12 protein-coding genes are annotated in these 16,110 nt (G+C 72.5%); 6 read left to right on the plus strand and 6 right to left on the minus strand.

Annotated features, from left to right (window positions below):
• Positions 1 to 19 precede the first annotated feature (19 nt).
• Positions 20 to 769, plus strand: a complete 750-nt coding sequence (locus ACQPZ4_RS08660; RefSeq protein ID WP_433057706.1) for a TetR/AcrR family transcriptional regulator — start codon at positions 20 to 22, stop codon at positions 767 to 769.
• Between the two features lie 3 nt (positions 770 to 772).
• Here the strand turns inward: ACQPZ4_RS08660 and ACQPZ4_RS08665 are convergent, their stop codons facing one another.
• Genes ACQPZ4_RS08665 through ACQPZ4_RS08675 form a run of 3 tightly spaced genes read right to left on the minus strand, consistent with a single transcriptional unit; the run spans position 773 to position 6,407 of the window.
• A complete protein-coding gene (locus ACQPZ4_RS08665; RefSeq protein ID WP_433057708.1) occupies positions 773 to 3,151 on the minus strand; it encodes a hypothetical protein in 2,379 nt (792 codons plus the stop codon).
• A gap of 20 nt (positions 3,152 to 3,171) precedes the next feature.
• On the minus strand, positions 3,172 to 4,065 hold the full coding sequence (locus ACQPZ4_RS08670) for a class I SAM-dependent methyltransferase (protein ID WP_433057710.1): 894 nt from the start codon (positions 4,063 to 4,065) through the stop codon (positions 3,172 to 3,174).
• 5 nt (positions 4,066 to 4,070) lie between these two features.
• Positions 4,071 to 6,407, minus strand: a complete 2,337-nt coding sequence (locus tag ACQPZ4_RS08675) for a hypothetical protein (RefSeq protein WP_433057712.1) — start codon at positions 6,405 to 6,407, stop codon at positions 4,071 to 4,073.
• A gap of 81 nt (positions 6,408 to 6,488) precedes the next feature.
• Here ACQPZ4_RS08675 and ACQPZ4_RS08680 point away from each other — a divergent pair, with 81 nt between their 5' ends.
• From ACQPZ4_RS08680 to ACQPZ4_RS08690, 3 genes are read left to right on the plus strand one after another with little or no spacing between them, the layout of a single operon-like run.
• Complete coding sequence (locus tag ACQPZ4_RS08680; RefSeq protein WP_433057714.1) at positions 6,489 to 7,982, plus strand: deoxyguanosinetriphosphate triphosphohydrolase family protein; 1,494 nt, start codon at positions 6,489 to 6,491, stop codon at positions 7,980 to 7,982.
• A 5-nt stretch (positions 7,983 to 7,987) separates the two neighbouring features.
• Positions 7,988 to 9,343: an FAD-dependent oxidoreductase gene (locus ACQPZ4_RS08685; RefSeq protein WP_433057716.1), complete on the plus strand. Its 1,356-nt coding sequence runs from the start codon at positions 7,988 to 7,990 to the stop codon at positions 9,341 to 9,343.
• Positions 9,340 to 9,783 (plus strand): GNAT family N-acetyltransferase, encoded by a 444-nt coding sequence (locus tag ACQPZ4_RS08690; protein WP_433057718.1) that lies wholly within the window; start codon positions 9,340 to 9,342, stop codon positions 9,781 to 9,783. The genes ACQPZ4_RS08685 and ACQPZ4_RS08690 overlap by 4 nt, the downstream gene beginning before the upstream one ends.
• On the opposite strand, the gene msrB is transcribed toward ACQPZ4_RS08690, so the two are convergent.
• Positions 9,758 to 10,168, minus strand: coding sequence for a peptide-methionine (R)-S-oxide reductase MsrB (gene msrB / locus ACQPZ4_RS08695; RefSeq protein WP_433057719.1), 411 nt, complete (start codon positions 10,166 to 10,168; stop codon positions 9,758 to 9,760). The genes ACQPZ4_RS08690 and msrB overlap by 26 nt on opposite strands.
• Positions 10,169 to 10,372: 204 nt before the next feature.
• Between msrB and ACQPZ4_RS08700 the strand changes: the two genes are divergently transcribed.
• Complete coding sequence (locus ACQPZ4_RS08700; RefSeq protein WP_433057721.1) at positions 10,373 to 11,863, plus strand: hypothetical protein; 1,491 nt, start codon at positions 10,373 to 10,375, stop codon at positions 11,861 to 11,863.
• Between the two features lie 251 nt (positions 11,864 to 12,114).
• The gene (ligD, locus tag ACQPZ4_RS08705; RefSeq protein WP_433057723.1) at positions 12,115 to 13,128 is read left to right on the plus strand and encodes a non-homologous end-joining DNA ligase; all 1,014 of its coding nucleotides are present in this window, start codon (positions 12,115 to 12,117) and stop codon (positions 13,126 to 13,128) included.
• A 229-nt stretch (positions 13,129 to 13,357) separates the two neighbouring features.
• Here ligD and ACQPZ4_RS08710 read toward each other — a convergent pair whose 3' ends face one another.
• Together ACQPZ4_RS08710 and ACQPZ4_RS08715 are read right to left on the minus strand one after the other, a co-directional pair.
• A complete protein-coding gene (locus ACQPZ4_RS08710; RefSeq protein WP_433057725.1) occupies positions 13,358 to 14,914 on the minus strand; it encodes an alpha/beta hydrolase in 1,557 nt (518 codons plus the stop codon).
• A 59-nt stretch (positions 14,915 to 14,973) separates the two neighbouring features.
• Complete coding sequence (locus ACQPZ4_RS08715) at positions 14,974 to 16,089, minus strand: ATP-dependent DNA ligase (RefSeq protein WP_433057727.1); 1,116 nt, start codon at positions 16,087 to 16,089, stop codon at positions 14,974 to 14,976.
• Positions 16,090 to 16,110 lie beyond the last annotated feature (21 nt).

Here is a 16,110-nt window from a genome sequence, read left to right on the forward strand (position 1 = left end):
GAAGTAGAATCCGGAGTCAATGAGCGCAGACGAAAACGGCATTCCGAAGTCCCTCGCGGCCGCGTGGGGGCTGCGCGAGCGCCCGGGGAAGGGCCCCAGGCCGGGGCTGACGCTGGACCGGATCGTGGCCGCCGGCGTGAAGGTCGCCGCGACCGAGGGGCTGGGCGCGGTGTCGATGGCGCGCGTCGCGAGCGAGCTGGGCGCGGCCACGATGTCGCTGTACCGCTACGTGTCGGCCAAGAACGAGCTGCTCGACCTGATGGTCGACGTGGCCATCGGCGCGCCGCCCGAGCCGGACCCGGGCCTGGGCTGGCGGGAGGGGCTGCGCGGGTTCGCCGACGCCTACCTCGGGCTGCTGCGCCGCCAGTCGTGGGTGGTGCGGGTGCCGATCAACTCCCCGCCGATCACCCCGAACCAGATCGGCTGGATGAACCACGGCCTGTCGGTCATGCGCGGCACCCCGCTGCGCCACGACGAGCGGCTCTCCACGATCATGATGGTCAGCGGCATGGCCCGGAACTGGGCGCTGCTCACGTCCGACATCGACGCCGCCGCGCAGGCCGCGGGCGGGACGACGGAGCAGGCGATGTTCGAGTACGGGCGGCTGCTCGTCCTGCTCGCCGACCCGGTCCGCTTCCCGGCGGTCGGCGAGCTGATCGCGTCCCGGGTGCTGGAGACCTCCAACACCCGGCCCGACGACGACTTCGACTTCGGCATCGAGCGCCTGCTCGACGGCCTGGAGGCGCTGATGCGCTCCCGTCAGTCGTAGCTCTCAGTCGATTTCGTAGATCGCCACGTGCCCGAACTTGTACCGCAGCTTCGCGAAGTGCCGGAGGTCCTCGGAGACCGGCACCTCGCCGCCGCTGGGCGGGTCGTTCCAGCTCCAGTTGTAGACGTCCTCGGTCCACAGCCAGCGGACGTGGTAGTGGTCGCGCAGCCGGCCGATCGTCGCCGCCGACGGGGTGGTGAACGCCGCGTCGTTGTCGATGAGCACCGGCGGCCTCCAGTACATCGTGTTCTCCTGCGGCACCCCCTGCACCAGCTCCTGGTTGTGCGCCTCGGCCGTGTAGGCCCAGGACTCGACCAGCACCCGGCGCTCGGTGTAGCCCGCGATGCCCAGGTGCCGGCGGTCGCAGACCCCGCCGCCGGCCACGTACACGCAGTGCGCGTTGGTGGCGATCAGGTCGTCGGGTGAGGAGTGCCCGCGCAGCCAGCGCCCGGCCTCGCGGGTGCCCTCGGTGACGACCGGCCACAGCTCGCCGCGCTCCTTCCAGCCGTGCTGGGCCCCGTCGGTCACCGCGTAGGTGAACTGGCGGAAGGCGGTCGGCACGGAGAAGCCGAGCATCAGCGCGACGACGAGGGCGGCGGACATGCCCCGGGCCATCCGGTACCGCCGCCGCAGCGCGAACCCGGCCGCCAGCGCGACGGCGGCCAGGATCGCGTACGGATAGATGAGCTGGACGGTCACCAGGATCGCGTTGTAGTGCCGGGTGTGCACCGGCACCCGGCCCGTGTCGACCAGCCGCAGCAGGCCGACCACGGCCATCCCCGCGACGACGGCGGCCACCAGCGGACGGAGGCCGCGCCGGGTGAGCCGGGGCAGCAGCAGGACCAGGCCCCAGGTGGCCGCGGCGGCCACGTACGGCCGGGCGCCCATCAGGAAGTACGTCTCGGAGCCGCCGACCTGGCCGCCGATGACCAGCGCGGCGGTGCCGGCGATGCCGAGCCCGGCCAGCAGCAGCACCTCGGGGGCGGCCCACCGGCGGCGCAGGCCGGCCACGCCGCCCCAGATCATGACCCAGCACATGACCGTCATCGCCAGCAGCACGACCAGCCGCCACGGCTGCGGGTCGGAGATCAGGGCGGTGGTCGCGCCGGCCGCGTTGCGCCGCATCGCCAGCAGCGGGCTCACCATCAGCCCCTGGCTCTGCCCGCCGAACAGGACGACCTGCGCGAACACCATCCAGAACAGCACCACGCCGAGCGCCTTGAGGGCGACCCGGTTGAGCCGGCGCTTGAAGACCAGCTGGACGGCCAGCAGGAGCAGCAGCCCGCAGAACAGGGTCGGCAGGAACGTCGCCTTGGCGCCCATGACCGCGGCCGGCAGCAGCGCGAACAGCGCCCAGCGGCGCCGGTCGGAGCCGTGCCCGCGCAGCAGGTCCAGCAGGACGAGCATCAGCGGCACGAACAGCAGGCTGCCGAACGTCTGGGTCGGGCTGGTCCACAGGTACAGCCGCAGGTTGGAGCCGTCGTCGACCACGTTGAACGCGTACGCGCGGTAGAACGAGCGCAGCGGCCAGCCGTACGGGTCCGGGGCGAGCACGAAGAACGCGGCGATCGCGGTCAGCGCGCCGCCCCACCAGGAGCCGATCAGCCGCCTGCCGAACGCGGCCACCAGCACCGCGTAGGCGACGATCATCGGCAGCAGCGTGAGCCGGGTGATGAGCACCCACGGCTCGATGCCGGTGGCCCAGCTGGTCGAGGCCATCTCGGCGTAGACGAACCAGTGGTAGTAGACCGGCTCGCTGATCACCCACGGCGTGACGAAGTCCATGTGGTGCTTGAACTCGCCGGTGAGCGCGAGGTGGAACGGCAGGTCGATGTCGGTGCGGCCGTAGCTGGGCCAGGTCCGGCCGATGAGCCGGAAGTACTTGGTGGACCAGCCGAGCAGCAGCAGCGCGACGACGGCCATGGTCCACGCGAAGGCCAGCGGGGCGCGCCCGTCCGGGCCGGGTCCGCGCCAGAACCGCCGCAGCCCCGGTACGGCGGCGAAGGTGGCGATGACCGCCAGCGGTACCAGCTGGGTGGCCAGCGGCAGGCCGAGCGCCCGGGCCGGGATGTAGGTGAGCACCTCGACCGCGTAGCCGATCGCCGTGCCCGCCGCGAGGTCCTCCGGGACGGACCGGGACCCGCGGTGCACCAGCCGCCAGAGCAGCGTGCCGGGCAGCGTGATGCCGAGCGCGATGTAGGCCGCGAAGATGGCGGACTTGCCCAGCGACACGTCGTAGCAGCGCAGCACGGCGACGCTCGCGACCAGGACCACCGCCGCCGGGAGCCACGGCGAGCGCCAGAACCGCCCGCGCGGCCGCCGGTCCGGGGCGTCGAGCGCAATCCGGACGTCGTCGTGCTCCGCCCGTTGAGTGAGAACCATCGCGTCGCTTTCTGAGGGGGTCACGCCGCCTTGCGGATCTCGATCGCGAACCCGCTGGCCACCTGGGCCGCCATCGGGTGGTGCACGAGCAGCAGGTCGAGCAGCTTCAACGGGGACAGCAGCCAGGTGAGCGGGAGCACCGCGCGGTAGAGGCGGCGGCTGCCGAAGGAGAGCACCATGGCGAGCCACTCCTGCAGCACCCAGACCATGCCGGACGTGGGCCCGGCGCCGACCTTGACGCCGAGGACCTCGAACCGGCCGAACTGCTCGCGCAGGCCGACCTCCGTGTAGCGCTGGAAGTCGTACGGCGAGGCGTGGAAGGGCTGCATGAACGGCACGAAGACCAGCATCCGGCCACCGGGGCGCAGCACGCGGTGCATTTCGGCAATATGGGCATCCGGATCCGGCACGTGCTCGAGGACCGCGATGCTCACGCCGCCGGCCAGGCTGCCGTCGGCCAGGGGCAGGCGGCGCAGGTCGGTGACGATGTCGACGTTGCCGTACGAGCCGCCGTCCATGCAGATGATCCGCTCGTCGCGCCGGTGCGTGCCGCAGCCGAAGTCGGCCACCAGGTCCCGGTCGAGGTCGAAGCCGCGCAGGAAGCCGCTGATCAGGCCCGGCCGGTCGTGCACCGGGGAGAGCACCTTGATCGCGGTCGGGTAGAGCCGGTGGAAGCGGGTCTTCACCAGCTCCTTGATCCGGTTCAGCGCGTCGGCCTTGAGCTCCTCGTCCCCGAAGCCGCCGAAGCGCAGCTGCGGCCCGCGCCGCTCGCCGGCCTGCCCGCACACCGCGCAGGCGACGGTGCCGCGCAGCGGGGCACGGCAGGCCGGGCAGGCGAGCACCTCCGCGAGGCGGGCCTGCCGCGCGGCCGCGGCGGGCGAGGACATGGGGGTGTCGGTCACGGTGTCGGTCATGGCCCTCAGCGCTCGATTTCGTAGACGGCGATCTGCCCCGCGCGGTAGCGCAAGGTCGCGAACCGGGCCAGGTCGGGCCCGGGCTCGCCGGTGGACTCGGCCACGAACAGCCAGCGGACGTGGTACTCGTCGCGCAGCCGGCCCACGGTCGCCGCCGACGGGCGGGCGAACGCCGCGTCGTTGGCGGCGAGCCGGGCCGGGTCCCAGTACGGCGCGACGATCGGGTTGACCCCCAGCCGGTTCGCGTCGGTGTGGTTGCGGTCGGTGAAGCCCCAGCTCTCGACCAGGAACCGGCGCTCGGTGAACGCGGCGAAGGCGAAGTGCCGGTTGTCGCAGCCGAGGTTCTGGTTGAACGGCAGGCAGTGGGCGTTGGTCGCGACCAGGTCCGCGGGGGAGGAGTGGTCCCGCAGCCAGCGGCCGGCCTGCGCGGTGCCGGGGGCGAACAGCGCGGGCGGCCGCGCGACCTCGCGGTAGCCGGTGGCGTCGGCCTGCCGCACCGCCGCGGCGAGGTGCACGGCGCTGGTCGCCAGGCCCGCGCCCGCGAGCAGCGCACAGGCGAGCGTGCGCCTGTCGGCGCGGCTCAGGCGGTACACGACGAGGAACACGACGGCCAGCAGACCGAACGCCAGCAGGTAGGGCCAGGCCAGCTGCCACGCGGCCCGGGGACCGCCCAGGCCGGTCAGGCGGGGGACGGTGGCCGGGGTCAGCGCGCGGACGCCGAGCAGGACGAGCCCGCCGGCGCCCAGCGCGGCCCCGGCGGCCCAGGTGATGCGGCGCGGCGCGATCAGGGCGAGGCCGGCGACCGCGGCCAGCGAGAGGTAGGGGCGCGCGGAGACCATGAACCAGTCCTCGGCGCCGTCCTGGTTGCCGAGGACCGCCAGCGCGGCGACGCCGGACAGGCCGATGCCGAGGCAGAGGATCGCCGGCTCCACCGCGACGCGGACGTCGGGGCGGCGGTGCCGGACCAGCCGGGCCAGGCCGAGCAGCCCGGGCCAGATGCAGGCCCAGCAGGCGAGCGTGACGAGCGCGGTGAACACCGCCCGCCACAGCTGGGGGGACTGCGGGGACTGGAACCTCGTCGTGTACGCCGCGCCGGAGACCTCGGTGAAGTGCAGCGGGTCGACGCTCATGCCCTGCGAGGCGCCGCCGAACAGCACGAACTGCGCGAACAGCACGGCGGCGACGGCCAGCCCGCAGCCGAAGAGCAGCCCGGCGGGGACGCGGCGGCGGGTCACCAGGCGCGCGGCCACGACGAGCAGCAGGCCGGCCAGCAGCATCGGGGCGTACGTCGCCTTGGCCCCGGTCACGGCCGCGGTCAGCAGCGCCGCCAGCGCCCAGCGGGCCCGGCCGCCCTCGGTCATCGCCGCCGCCACGACCAGGACCAGCCCGGCGACGAGGCAGGCGCCGAACGTCTGGGTCGGGCTGGTCCAGAGCTGGACGCGCAGCGAGGAGCCGTCCTCGTACGGGTTGGTGTTGTAGTCGGCGAACCACTGGCTCAGCGGCCACCGGTACGGGGAGGGGGCCAGGACGAACAGCGTCAGCACGGGAGCGGCGAGGCCGGCCCACCAGGTGCCGGTGAGCCGCCGGCCGAGCACGCCGACGAGGGTGAGGAAGCCCAGCAGCATCGGCAGCGGGGCGAGGCGCACGAGCAGGGTGTGCGGCTCGATCCCCGTCGTCCACGAGGTGGCGGCCATCTCGGCGTAGACGAACCAGTGGTACAGCACCGGCTGGTCGGCGACCCACGGGGACATCAGCGGCACGTGGTGCTTGGCCTCGCCGAGCAGCGCCAGGTGGAACGGCGAGTCCGGGTCGGGGCCGAGCATGCCGGGCTCGACGAGGTCGTGGACGCGGTAGAAGCGCAGGCAGCTCCAGCCGACGACGACGGCCCCGACGGCGGTCATGCCGAGCGACCACCAGCGCGGGGTACGGTCCGCCGGCTCGCCGCCGCCGCGCCAGTGCCGGCGCAGGCGGGGGACGGCGAGGAAGACCGCGACGGTGCCGGCGGCCCAGGCCACGGTGGCGGCGGGCACGCCGAGCGCGCGGCAGGCGATGTAGGCGAGCACCTCGCCCGCGTAGCCCACCGTCAGCCCGGCGGCGAGGTCCTCGACCAGCCAGCCGGAGCGGCCGCGGACGGCGCGCCAGATGAGGGTGCCGGGCAGGACGATGCCGAGCGCGACGTACGCCGCGAACGTGGCGGTGGTCGGGACCGGCACGCGGTAGTAGGCGAGGGCGGCGGTGGTCAGGACCGCGAGCGCGGCCGGGGGCGCCCAGGCCGGCGGCAGTCCCCGGGCCGGACTCGGGGCGACGGCCCGCACCTCCGGCTGTTCGACCGCCAACGTCACGCAGACCTAACGAGCGCGCATTTGCCCGGATACGGAGGCGGGTCCGTCCTGGCCGGGTTGCCGGGTTGGTAGAACTGTCCTATGGAAGACCTGCGCGCACAGCGGATGTTCGGCGGTTCGCCGGGCGACATCGCCGCCAGTCCCTACCGGGCCGACCGCGACCGGATCGTGGCCTCGCCGTTCTTCGCGCGCCTGGCCGGGGTCACGCAGGTCATCAGCCCGGGCGGCTCGGGCCTGCTGGTGCACAACCGGCTCACGCACAGCCTGAAGGTGGCCTCGGTCGCGCGCGGCATCGTCGAGCAGCTCGGCGACGACCCGCTGCTGGAGAAGCTCGGGGGGTGCGACGCCGACGTCGTCGAGGCGGCGGCGCTCGCCCACGACCTCGGCCATCCGCCGTTCGGGCACCTGGGCGAGGCGGTGCTGGACCGGCTCGCGCGGGAGCGGCTCGGGCTGCCGGACGGGTTCGAGGGCAATGCCCAGTCGTACCGGATCGTCACCAGCACCCTGGTCCGCGGCACCACCATCGGGCTCGACCTCACCGCGGCGGTGCGGGCGGCGCTGCTGAAATACCCGTGGACCCGGCGGACGTACCCGAACCCGCACCCGATGCATATGAGCCCGACGCCCCGCGGCGCCGGCGGCGATCCGGCGGTGGGGTCGAGCAAGTTCGGGGCGTACGTCACCGAGCTCGCCGACGTCCGCCAGGCCCGCGCCCCGTTCGCCGGCCGGCTCGCCGACTGGCAGCAGACCGCGGAGGCGTCCGTGATGGACACCGCCGACGACATCGCCTACGCCATCCACGACCTGGAGGACTTCCACCGCGTCGGGGTGCTGCAGCAGGGCGCGGTCGCGGCCGAGCTGGTGGCCTGGCTGCGCGACGCCGACGCGCTGCGGGTCCTGGGCGACACGCAGCTGCGCGCGGCCGGGCGCCGGCCGGGCCGCTCGGTCGAGGCGCTGCGCCGCCAGCTGCACGCCAAGGACGACTGGATGTGCGACGACGACGCGTTCGCGGCGGCGGTCGCGCACGTGCGCACCGAGCTGGCCGACGGGCTGCTGGCGCTGCCGTTCGACGGCTCGATCGAGGCCGAGCAGGCGGTGGCCCGGTTCTCGGCGCGCTGGACGCGGCGGCTCATCGACGCGGTGTACGTGCGGCCGGACCCGCCGGTGCGCTCCGGGCACGTGCTGCTCGCGTCCGCGCAGTGGCACGAGGTGCAGGTGCTGAAGTTCATCCACCACCGGTTCGTGCTGGAGCGGCCCGACCTGGCCCTGCACCAGCGGGGCCAGGCGCGGCTGCTGGCCGGGCTGGTGGAGGCGCTGCACGCGTGGCTGACCGACCCGGGCGAGGAGGCGCGGCTGCCGCGGCGGCTGCACGACCTGGTGGAGCTGGCCGAGAACGAGACGGCGGAGCTGGAGCCGTCGGACTACGGCCTGGAGCGCCTCGACGTGGTGGCGATGGCGCGGGGGCGGGCGATCGTCGACTTCGTGGCGGCGCTGACCGACGGGCAGGCGGCGGGGCTGCTGGAGGCGCTGTCGGGTCGTTCGCGGCAGCTGTGGACGGACGCCTTCGTATTGTGAGTCCCATGACCGAGCGGCTGGTGGTGATCGGCGGGGACGCGGCTGGGATGAGTGCCGCTTCCCAGGCGCGGAAGCGGCGTGCCTCGTCTGATCTGTCGATTGTGGCCTTCGAACGTGGGCAGCACGTGTCCTACTCCGCGTGTGGCATTCCCTACCTGGTGGCCGGGGACGTCACCGATCCGGATCATCTGGTGGCGCGCCATCCTGCGCAGTTCGTCGCGTTAGATATTGATGTGCGCCTATCTTCAGAGGTTGTTGGCATCTCGGACGGCTTCGTTACCGTCCGGTCTCCGGACGGTGAGTATCGGGAGCCCTTCGACCAGCTCGTGATCGCCACCGGGGGTGTGCCGGCGCGGCCCAACGTGCCGGGGGCGCTGTCGGTCGGCATCCACGGGGTGCAGACGCTCGAGGACGGGATTCGCCTGCTCGGGTACCTCGACCGGCACGCGCCCAAGCGGGCCGTGGTGGTCGGCGGCGGGTACATCGGGCTGGAGATGGCCGAGGCGATGATCCGGCACGGGCTCGACGTGACCCTCGTCGACGCGGCCGACCAGCCGATGCGCACCCTCGACCCCGACATGGCCGGGCTGATCGCGGACGCCTTGCGGCGCGAGGGGGTGACGCTGCGGCTCGGCGAGCGGCTGGAGGGCTTCGCCTCGCACGCGGGGCGGGTCACGGCGGTGCACACCACGGGCGGCGAGATTCCGGCGGACATCGTGATTCTGGGGCTCGGTACGCGGCCGAACAGCGACCTGGCCAAGGCCGCGGGCATCGCGATCGGCGAGACCGGCGGCATCCGCACCGACCGCCGGATGCGCACCTCGCGGGACGGGGTCTGGGCGGCCGGGGACTGCGTGGAGACGTTCCACCTCGTGTCGCAGCGGCCGGTCGCCATCGCACTGGGGACGCACGCCAACAAGCAGGGCCGCGCGGTGGGCATCAACATCGGCGGGGGTTACGCCACGTTCCCAGGCGTCGTCGGTACCGCCGTGTCGAAACTCTGCGACACCGAGGTCGCCCGCACCGGACTGTCGACGGCCGAGGCCGAGGCCGCGGGGTTCCGGCCCTACAGCGTGGTGACGGAGTCCACGACCCGCGCCGGCTACTTCCCGGGCGCCCGCAAGATCAAAACCAAGATCATCGCCGAGCGTACGACGGGCCGGTTGCTCGGCGCGCAGATCGTGGGGGAGGAGGGCGCGGCCAAGCGCATCGACGCCCTCGCCGTGGCGCTGTGGCACGGGATGACGGTGGAGGAGATGACGTCGCTCGACCTGTCCTACGCCCCGCCGTTCGCGCCGGTCTGGGACCCGGTCCTCATCGCGGCGCGCAAGGCGGCCGAGGCGCTAGGTTCGTTCTCGTGAGGATCTCGGACTTCGCCTCGTTGTCGGCGGCTGACCTGTACCGCATCCTGAAGCTGCGGTGCGACGTGTTCGTGGTGGAGCAGCATTGCCCGTACCCGGAGCTGGACGGGCGCGACACCGAGCCGGGGACGCTGCACTTGTGGCTGGACGCCCCGGACGGCTCGGTCGCGGCATATCTACGGGTGCTGACGGATGGTGCTGGTTTCAGGATCGGCCGCGTCGTCACGGCTCCCTCCGCCCGGGGCCGCGGCCTGGCGGGTTCGCTGCTGAGCTCGGCGTTGTCCTCTGTCGGTGCTTCCGCTGACGTGGTCCTGGACGCCCAGACCGTCGCCACGGGGTTGTACGAGCGCTATGGCTTCGTGGTCGACGGGCCCGCTTTTGACGACGACGGCATCGAGCACGTGCCGATGCGCCTCAGTCGGTCTTCGGCTCCAGCTTGATCGACAGCGAGTTCACGCAGTGGCGCGTGTTCTTGGCGGTCATCCGCTCGCCCCGGAACACGTGCCCCAGGTGCGAGTCGCAGCGCGCGCAGCGAATCTCGGTCCGCACCATGCCGTGGCTGCGGTCCTCGATCTCCCGCACGGTGCCGGGGATCGCGTCGTCGAAGCTCGGCCAGCCACAGTGCGAGTCGAACTTGGTGTCACTGTCGAACAGCTGGGCCCCGCAGGCGCGACAGTGGTAGGTACCTTCGGTCTTGGTGTTCACGTACTCCCCGCTGAATGCCGCCTCGGTTCCGGCGAGCCGCAGCACCCGGAACTCGTCCGGGGAAAGCCGCGCCCGCCACTCGGCGTCGCTCGTGGGCAGGGTGACGAGTGGCTCAGTCATGCCTCAACGGTAGGCCCAGCTCCGCGGTACGACCATTACGGCCTACGAACACCGTTCCCCCACCCGTGACGTTTATTTTGCCTTGCGCTGTCTGCGGCTGTTTGTGACGAGATGCCCGAATCGTTCGTCCTGTCCGGCTCGTTGCCCCTCGCGAAAGCCACGATTCGGACTTTTGCCGTTTTTCACCTGGGGGTTGGGACGACGATGAGGCTGCTGTACAAGGCTGTCGCACTGGGCGCAGTGGGCGCCGCGGGCGTGACACCGCTGGCGACCGCCGCCCACGCCGCCGAGGCTCAGGACCTGCGCTTCACGGACGCCGCGACGGGGGCCCTGGAACTGCTGACCACGGAGACCTCTGTGGCCCACACCCCGAGCGACACCCCGACCACGACGAACACGGCCTGGCACGGCGCCGCCACCTCGTCGTACGGCAATGCGGCGGCGGCCAACAACGCCCCTGGCTACGGCGACGCAGCGGCGGACAACGCCCCGGGCTACGGCGACGCGGGCGCGGACAGCGCTCCCGGCTACGGCGCCGCGGCGGCCGACAATGCGGCGGGCTATGGCGACGCGGGCGCGGACAACGCTCCTGGCTACGGCGCCGCGGCGGCCGACAATGCGGCGGGCTATGGCGACGCGGGCGCGGACAACGCTCCTGGCTACGGCGCCGCGGCGGCCGACAACGCCGCGGGCTATGGCGGTTCGGCCCACTCCCGGGGCTGGAACGGCAACACCCCGACCCACGGCTCCACAAACGGCGGCTGGGGCAACGGCGCTGGCAACGGCGGCTCGGACAACGGCTACGGCTCAGGCCACGACAACGGCGGTTCCGGCCACGGCAACGGCGGTGCGGGCCACGGACACCATGGCGGTTCGGGCAACGGCGGCTGGAGCAACGGCGGTTCGGGCAACGGCGGCTGGAGCAACGGCGGCTGGGGCAACGGCGGCTGGGGCAACGGCGCTGGTAACGGCGGTTCGGACAACGGCTACGGCTCAGGCCACGGCAACGGCGGTTCCGGCCACGGACACCATGGCGGTTCGGGCAACGGCGGCTGGGGCAACGGCGCCGGACAGGGCAACGGTGGCTGGGGCAACGACCACGGTCACGGCGGCCACGGTCACGGAAACGGCGGCGGCGGAAACGGCAACGCCAACGGCGGCAGCGGGTACGGCGGTGGCCCCGGCGGCACCAACACCGGAGGCGGCGGCCACGGCCAGGGCGCCGGCACCGACACCCCCGGCGGCGGCCAGAGCCCGACCACTCCCGGCGGCGGCGCCGGGCAGGGCAACGGCGGTCCCACTACGAGCGGTAACGGCGGACCCGGCGGCGCCGGCCAGAGCAACGGCGGCCCGACCACCGGCGGCGGCACCGGCACTGGCACCGGCACCGGGGTCAGCCCCGGCTCCGGCAGCGTCGCGGGCGGCGGCGCCGGCGACGTGACCGGCACCCCCGCCGGCGCGGCCGCGGTCGGCGAGCTTCCGGTCACCGGACCCTCGTCGTCGATGATGACCACGATCGGGTTCGCCTTCATCATCGGCGGGGCCGGCGTGCTGTACCTGACCCGCCTCGGGCGCGATCCCGAGGAGGAGCCGGGCGCCACCCGCGTCCCTGGTCCGCGCAACCGTCGCCGCGCCCTCGACGACGACTTCGACGCTCCTCGGCCACGCCCGCAGCCCTCGCGCCGGATGCGCTGACGAACACCACCTTCGAGGGCGCGGCGGGCCATGGTGCCTGCCGCGCCCTCGTCGTCAGCCCCTGCAAAGTCGGCCGCCGCGATTTCTGTCGCGCCCTCGTCGTCGGCGCGGCGGGCCGTGTTTCCTGCTGCGCCTCGTTGTTGGCTCCAGGCGCGGTGCGGGTGAGCGGCGGCGGTGGGTGGGCGCGGGGTGTGGGATTCGCGGTGTTGATTGGGCGCGCAGGGGTGGGGTACGGCAGTAAGGTCCTTGGCATGGCCGGTGCGCTGGAGGTTGAGGTCGCGGGGCGGGCCGTTCGGCTCTCGAGTCCCGAGCGGGTGGTCTTTCCGGAGCGGGGGTTCACGAAGCAGGACGTCTTCGAGTACTACCTCGCCGTCGGGGACGGGATCATGCGGGCGCTGGGGAGTCGGCCTACTACGTTGCAGCGGTTCCCCGAGGGGATCGGCGGGGAGGCGTTCTTTCAGAAGAGGGTGCCCACGCGTGGGGTACCGACGTGGATTGAAACGGCGCAGATCGCCTTTCCCAGCGGGCGCAAGGCCGACGAGCTCTGCCCCGCCGATCTCGCGCACGTCGCGTGGGCGGCGCAGATGGGGACGATCGTGTTTCACCCCTGGCCGGTGCGGAAGGGGCACGTCGATCAGCCGGACGAGCTGCGCATCGACCTCGATCCGCAGCCCGGCACCGACTTCGCCGACGCGGCCAAGGTCGCCCTGGTGCTGAAGGGGGTGCTCGACGAGCTCGGGTTCATCGGCTGGCCGAAGACCTCCGGGGGGCGGGGCCTGCACGTGTACGTCCGCATCAAGCCGCAGTGGACCTTCGTCGAGGCTCGCCGGGCGGTGATCGCCCTGGCCCGCGAGGTCGAGCGGCGCGCGCCGGAGCTGGCTACCACCAAGTGGTGGAAGGAGGAGCGGGGGGAGCGGGTGTTCATCGACTTCAACCAGATGGCGCGCGACCGGACGATCGCCTGTGCGTACTCCCTGCGCGCCAACCCCCGCGCCACCGCCTCGACGCCGCTGCGGTGGGACGAGGTCGGGTCGGTCGAGCCGGACGACTTCGACCTGCGTACGGTGCCGGCGCGCATCGCCGAGATCGGTGACCCGCACGCCGGGATCGACGAGGTGGCGCACGACATCTCGGAGCTGCTCGCCTGGTCGGCCCGGGACGCGGAGCACGGCGAGGGCGACATGCCCTACCCGCCGGAGTACCCGAAGATGGAGGGCGAGCCCATGCGCGTCCAACCGAGCCGGGCCCGCAAGCAGGACTCCTGACCCACCGCGCTTCGTCCTCCCCAGCACAAGCGGCGATTTGAGGCCGTCTGGTCCGCTGTTTCCGGCAAACCATACTTGTCGCCCGTCGGGGTATAAATCCGAAAAGTCGCGGCGCGGCAGCGCCCGACTTTTCGTGACAAAACCCCCACGCCGGCGGAGGGCAAAGGGCAGCACGCGAACCGCCCCGCCTTCCGTAGGGAGGGCGGGGCGGCAAAGCCAAAGAGCAAAGCTACTTTTCGCAGGTCGTCCCGGCAGCGGGGACCTTCAGGTCGATGAAGTAGCGGTTCACGGCGTCGATGATGCAGCCCGTCTGGGGGTAGGCCGTGTGGCCCTCGCCCTTCCAGGTGACCAAGGTGCCGACGCCCAGCATTTTGGCCAGCGCCGGAGCCTGCTCGTACGGCGTTGCCGGGTCGCCTACCGTGCCGATGACCACGATCGGGGCCGAGCCCGTGGCCGGGCCGGTCGGGTACGGGTCGCGCTTGCCCGGCCATTGGGCGCAGATCAGGTTCAGCGCCAGCGGGCCGCCGAACAGCGGGTACTTCTGGCGCCATTGGCCCTGCAGGGTGCGGTCCTGCTCGATGGTCGGGGTGTCGTCCGAGTCGGCGCAGTTCACGGCCGAGTTGGCGTCGAACATGTTCGAATAGTGGCCGTTCTGGTCGCGTTCGGCGTAGGCGTCGGCGAGCTGGAACATCTTGGTCGGCTTGCCGTTGCGCAGGTCCTCCATGGCCTGGGCGAGCAGGCGCCAGGAGGACTCGCTGTACAAGGACGAGACGACCGCTGTGAAGACCCAGCCTGACGTGGCCTTGCGGCCGCCTGCGCCGGTCACCGGGTTGGTTCTCGCGTCGGCGATGGCCTTCATGACCACCGCTCGTGCGTCCGGGCCGATGGGGCAGGAGGACGCGTTGCTCTGGCACCACTTGCTGAAGTTGGTGAAGGCCAGCTCGAAGCCCGCCGCCTGCTTCTCGGCCGAGACCTGCATGGACTGGGTCGGGTCGACCGCGCCGTCCAGGACCAGGGCTCGGACGTTCTTGGGGAACAGCTGGGCGTACACCGCGCCCAGCAGGGTGCCGTAGCTGTAGCCCAGGTACGTGAGCTGGGGCTCGCCCACCGAGGCGCGCAGGGCGTCCAGGTCGCGGGCGGTCTGCTCGGTCGAGAACAGGGGGAGCTGGTCGCCGTACTTGTCGCCGCAGCTCTGGGCCATCCGGCGGGTCACGGTGACGAAGGTCTGGAAGCCCTCGTCGGACGTGGGGTCGGGGTCGATGCCGAAGTTCTGGTCCAGGTCGGCGTCCGCGAAGCACTTCACCGGGGAGGAGCGGCCCACGCCGCGCGGGTCGAAGCCGATGATGTCGAAGCGGCGGACGATCTCCGCGGGGAGGTACACCGAGCGGTACACCCCGTAGTCGAAGCCCGAGCCGCCCGGGCCGCCGGGGTTGATGAACAGGGAGCCGACCCGGTCGCGCTGGGAGGAGGAGCGGCCGCGGACCATGGCGATGTCGTACGTGCCCGAGTCCTTCGGGTTGTTCCAGTCCTTCGGGACCTTCACGGTGGCGCAGGTGAACTGGACGTTCTGCGGCGGGGTGGGGAACACGCCCTTGTAGGCGTCGGGGCACGGCTGCCAGTCCGCGGCCGGGATGTCCAGGCCGCCCGACTTGTTCGCCGCGCCGCCCGCACCGGACGGCGCGGTCGAGGGCTTGCCCAGCGGCCGGCCCGACGTCGGCGTGGTGAACTGCGAGCCGGACGTGCACCCGGCGGCGAGCGCGACGACCAGCAGAAGCGCGGTCGTCACCTTCCCGCGGCGACCAAGAACGGCACGACCGGGAACCGAGCGGCCCGAAAACAAGCGGCTCACGGGCGGCCCGCCAGGACGGACTCGACGTCGAAGCGGATCGGGCGGTCCAGCTGCTCGTACGTGCACGAGTGCGGGTCGCGGTCCGGGCGCCAGCGCTTGAACTGGGCGGTGTGCCGGAACCGGTCGCCCTCCATGGCGTCGTAGCCGACCTCGACCACCAGCTCGGGGCGGAGCGGTACGAACGACAGGTCCTTCTTCCCGGTCCAGCGGCTCACCCCGCCGGGAAGCCTGGTGCCCGCCTCGGCCGGAGCGGACTCGAGGCTGTCGGCGGCGCTGCCCGGAGCCAGGCCGGCCCAGTTCCACGGGTGATCGACGACGTTCTCGCGGTACTGCGCCAGCTCCTCCACCAGCTCCGCCCGCCGCTCGCGGGTGAAGGAGGCGGCCACCCCGACGTGGTGCAGGCGGCCCTCCTCGTCGTAGAGCCCGAGCAGCAGCGAGCCGACGATCGGGCCGTCCTTGTGCCAGCGGAACCCGGCCACGACCGCGTCGGCGGTGCGGGAGTGCTTGATCTTGAACATGGTGCGCTTGCCCGGCTCGTACGCCCCGTCGGCGGGCTTGGCGATCACCCCGTCGAGGCCGGCGCCCTCGAAGCGCTCGAACCAGTCCTGCGCGACGGCGATGTCGGTGGTCACGGGCGTGACGTGCATGGGGGGCTCGACGCCGCCCAGGGCCTCGGCGAGGCGGGCCCGGCGCGTCGAATAGCCCTGCTCGACCAGCGACTCATCACCCAGGGCGAGCAGGTCGAAGGCGACGAACGAGGCCGGGGTCTGCTCGGCGAGCAGCTTCACCCGGGAGGCGGCCGGGTGGATGCGCTGGCCGAGCAGCTCGAAGTCGAGCTTGGGCTCGCCCGTGTCGCGGCGGATGACGATGATCTCGCCGTCGACCACGCAGCGCGCCGGCAGCTGGGCGCGGACCTGCTCCACGACCTCCGGGAAGTACCGGGTCAGCGTCTTCCCGCCGCGGCTGGCCAGCTCGACCTCGTCGCCGTCGCGGAAGACGATGCAGCGGAACCCGTCCCACTTCGGCTCGTAACTCATCCCGGGCGCGCTGGGCAGGCTGGGAATACTCTTCGCGAGCATCGGCTCAACTGGCGGCAGGACAGGCAGCTCCACGAGCCCAAGTCAACCACACGG

Origin of the sequence: Dactylosporangium sp. CS-033363 (assembly GCF_050942475.1) — a bacterium.
GTDB lineage: Bacteria > Actinomycetota > Actinomycetes > Mycobacteriales > Micromonosporaceae > Dactylosporangium.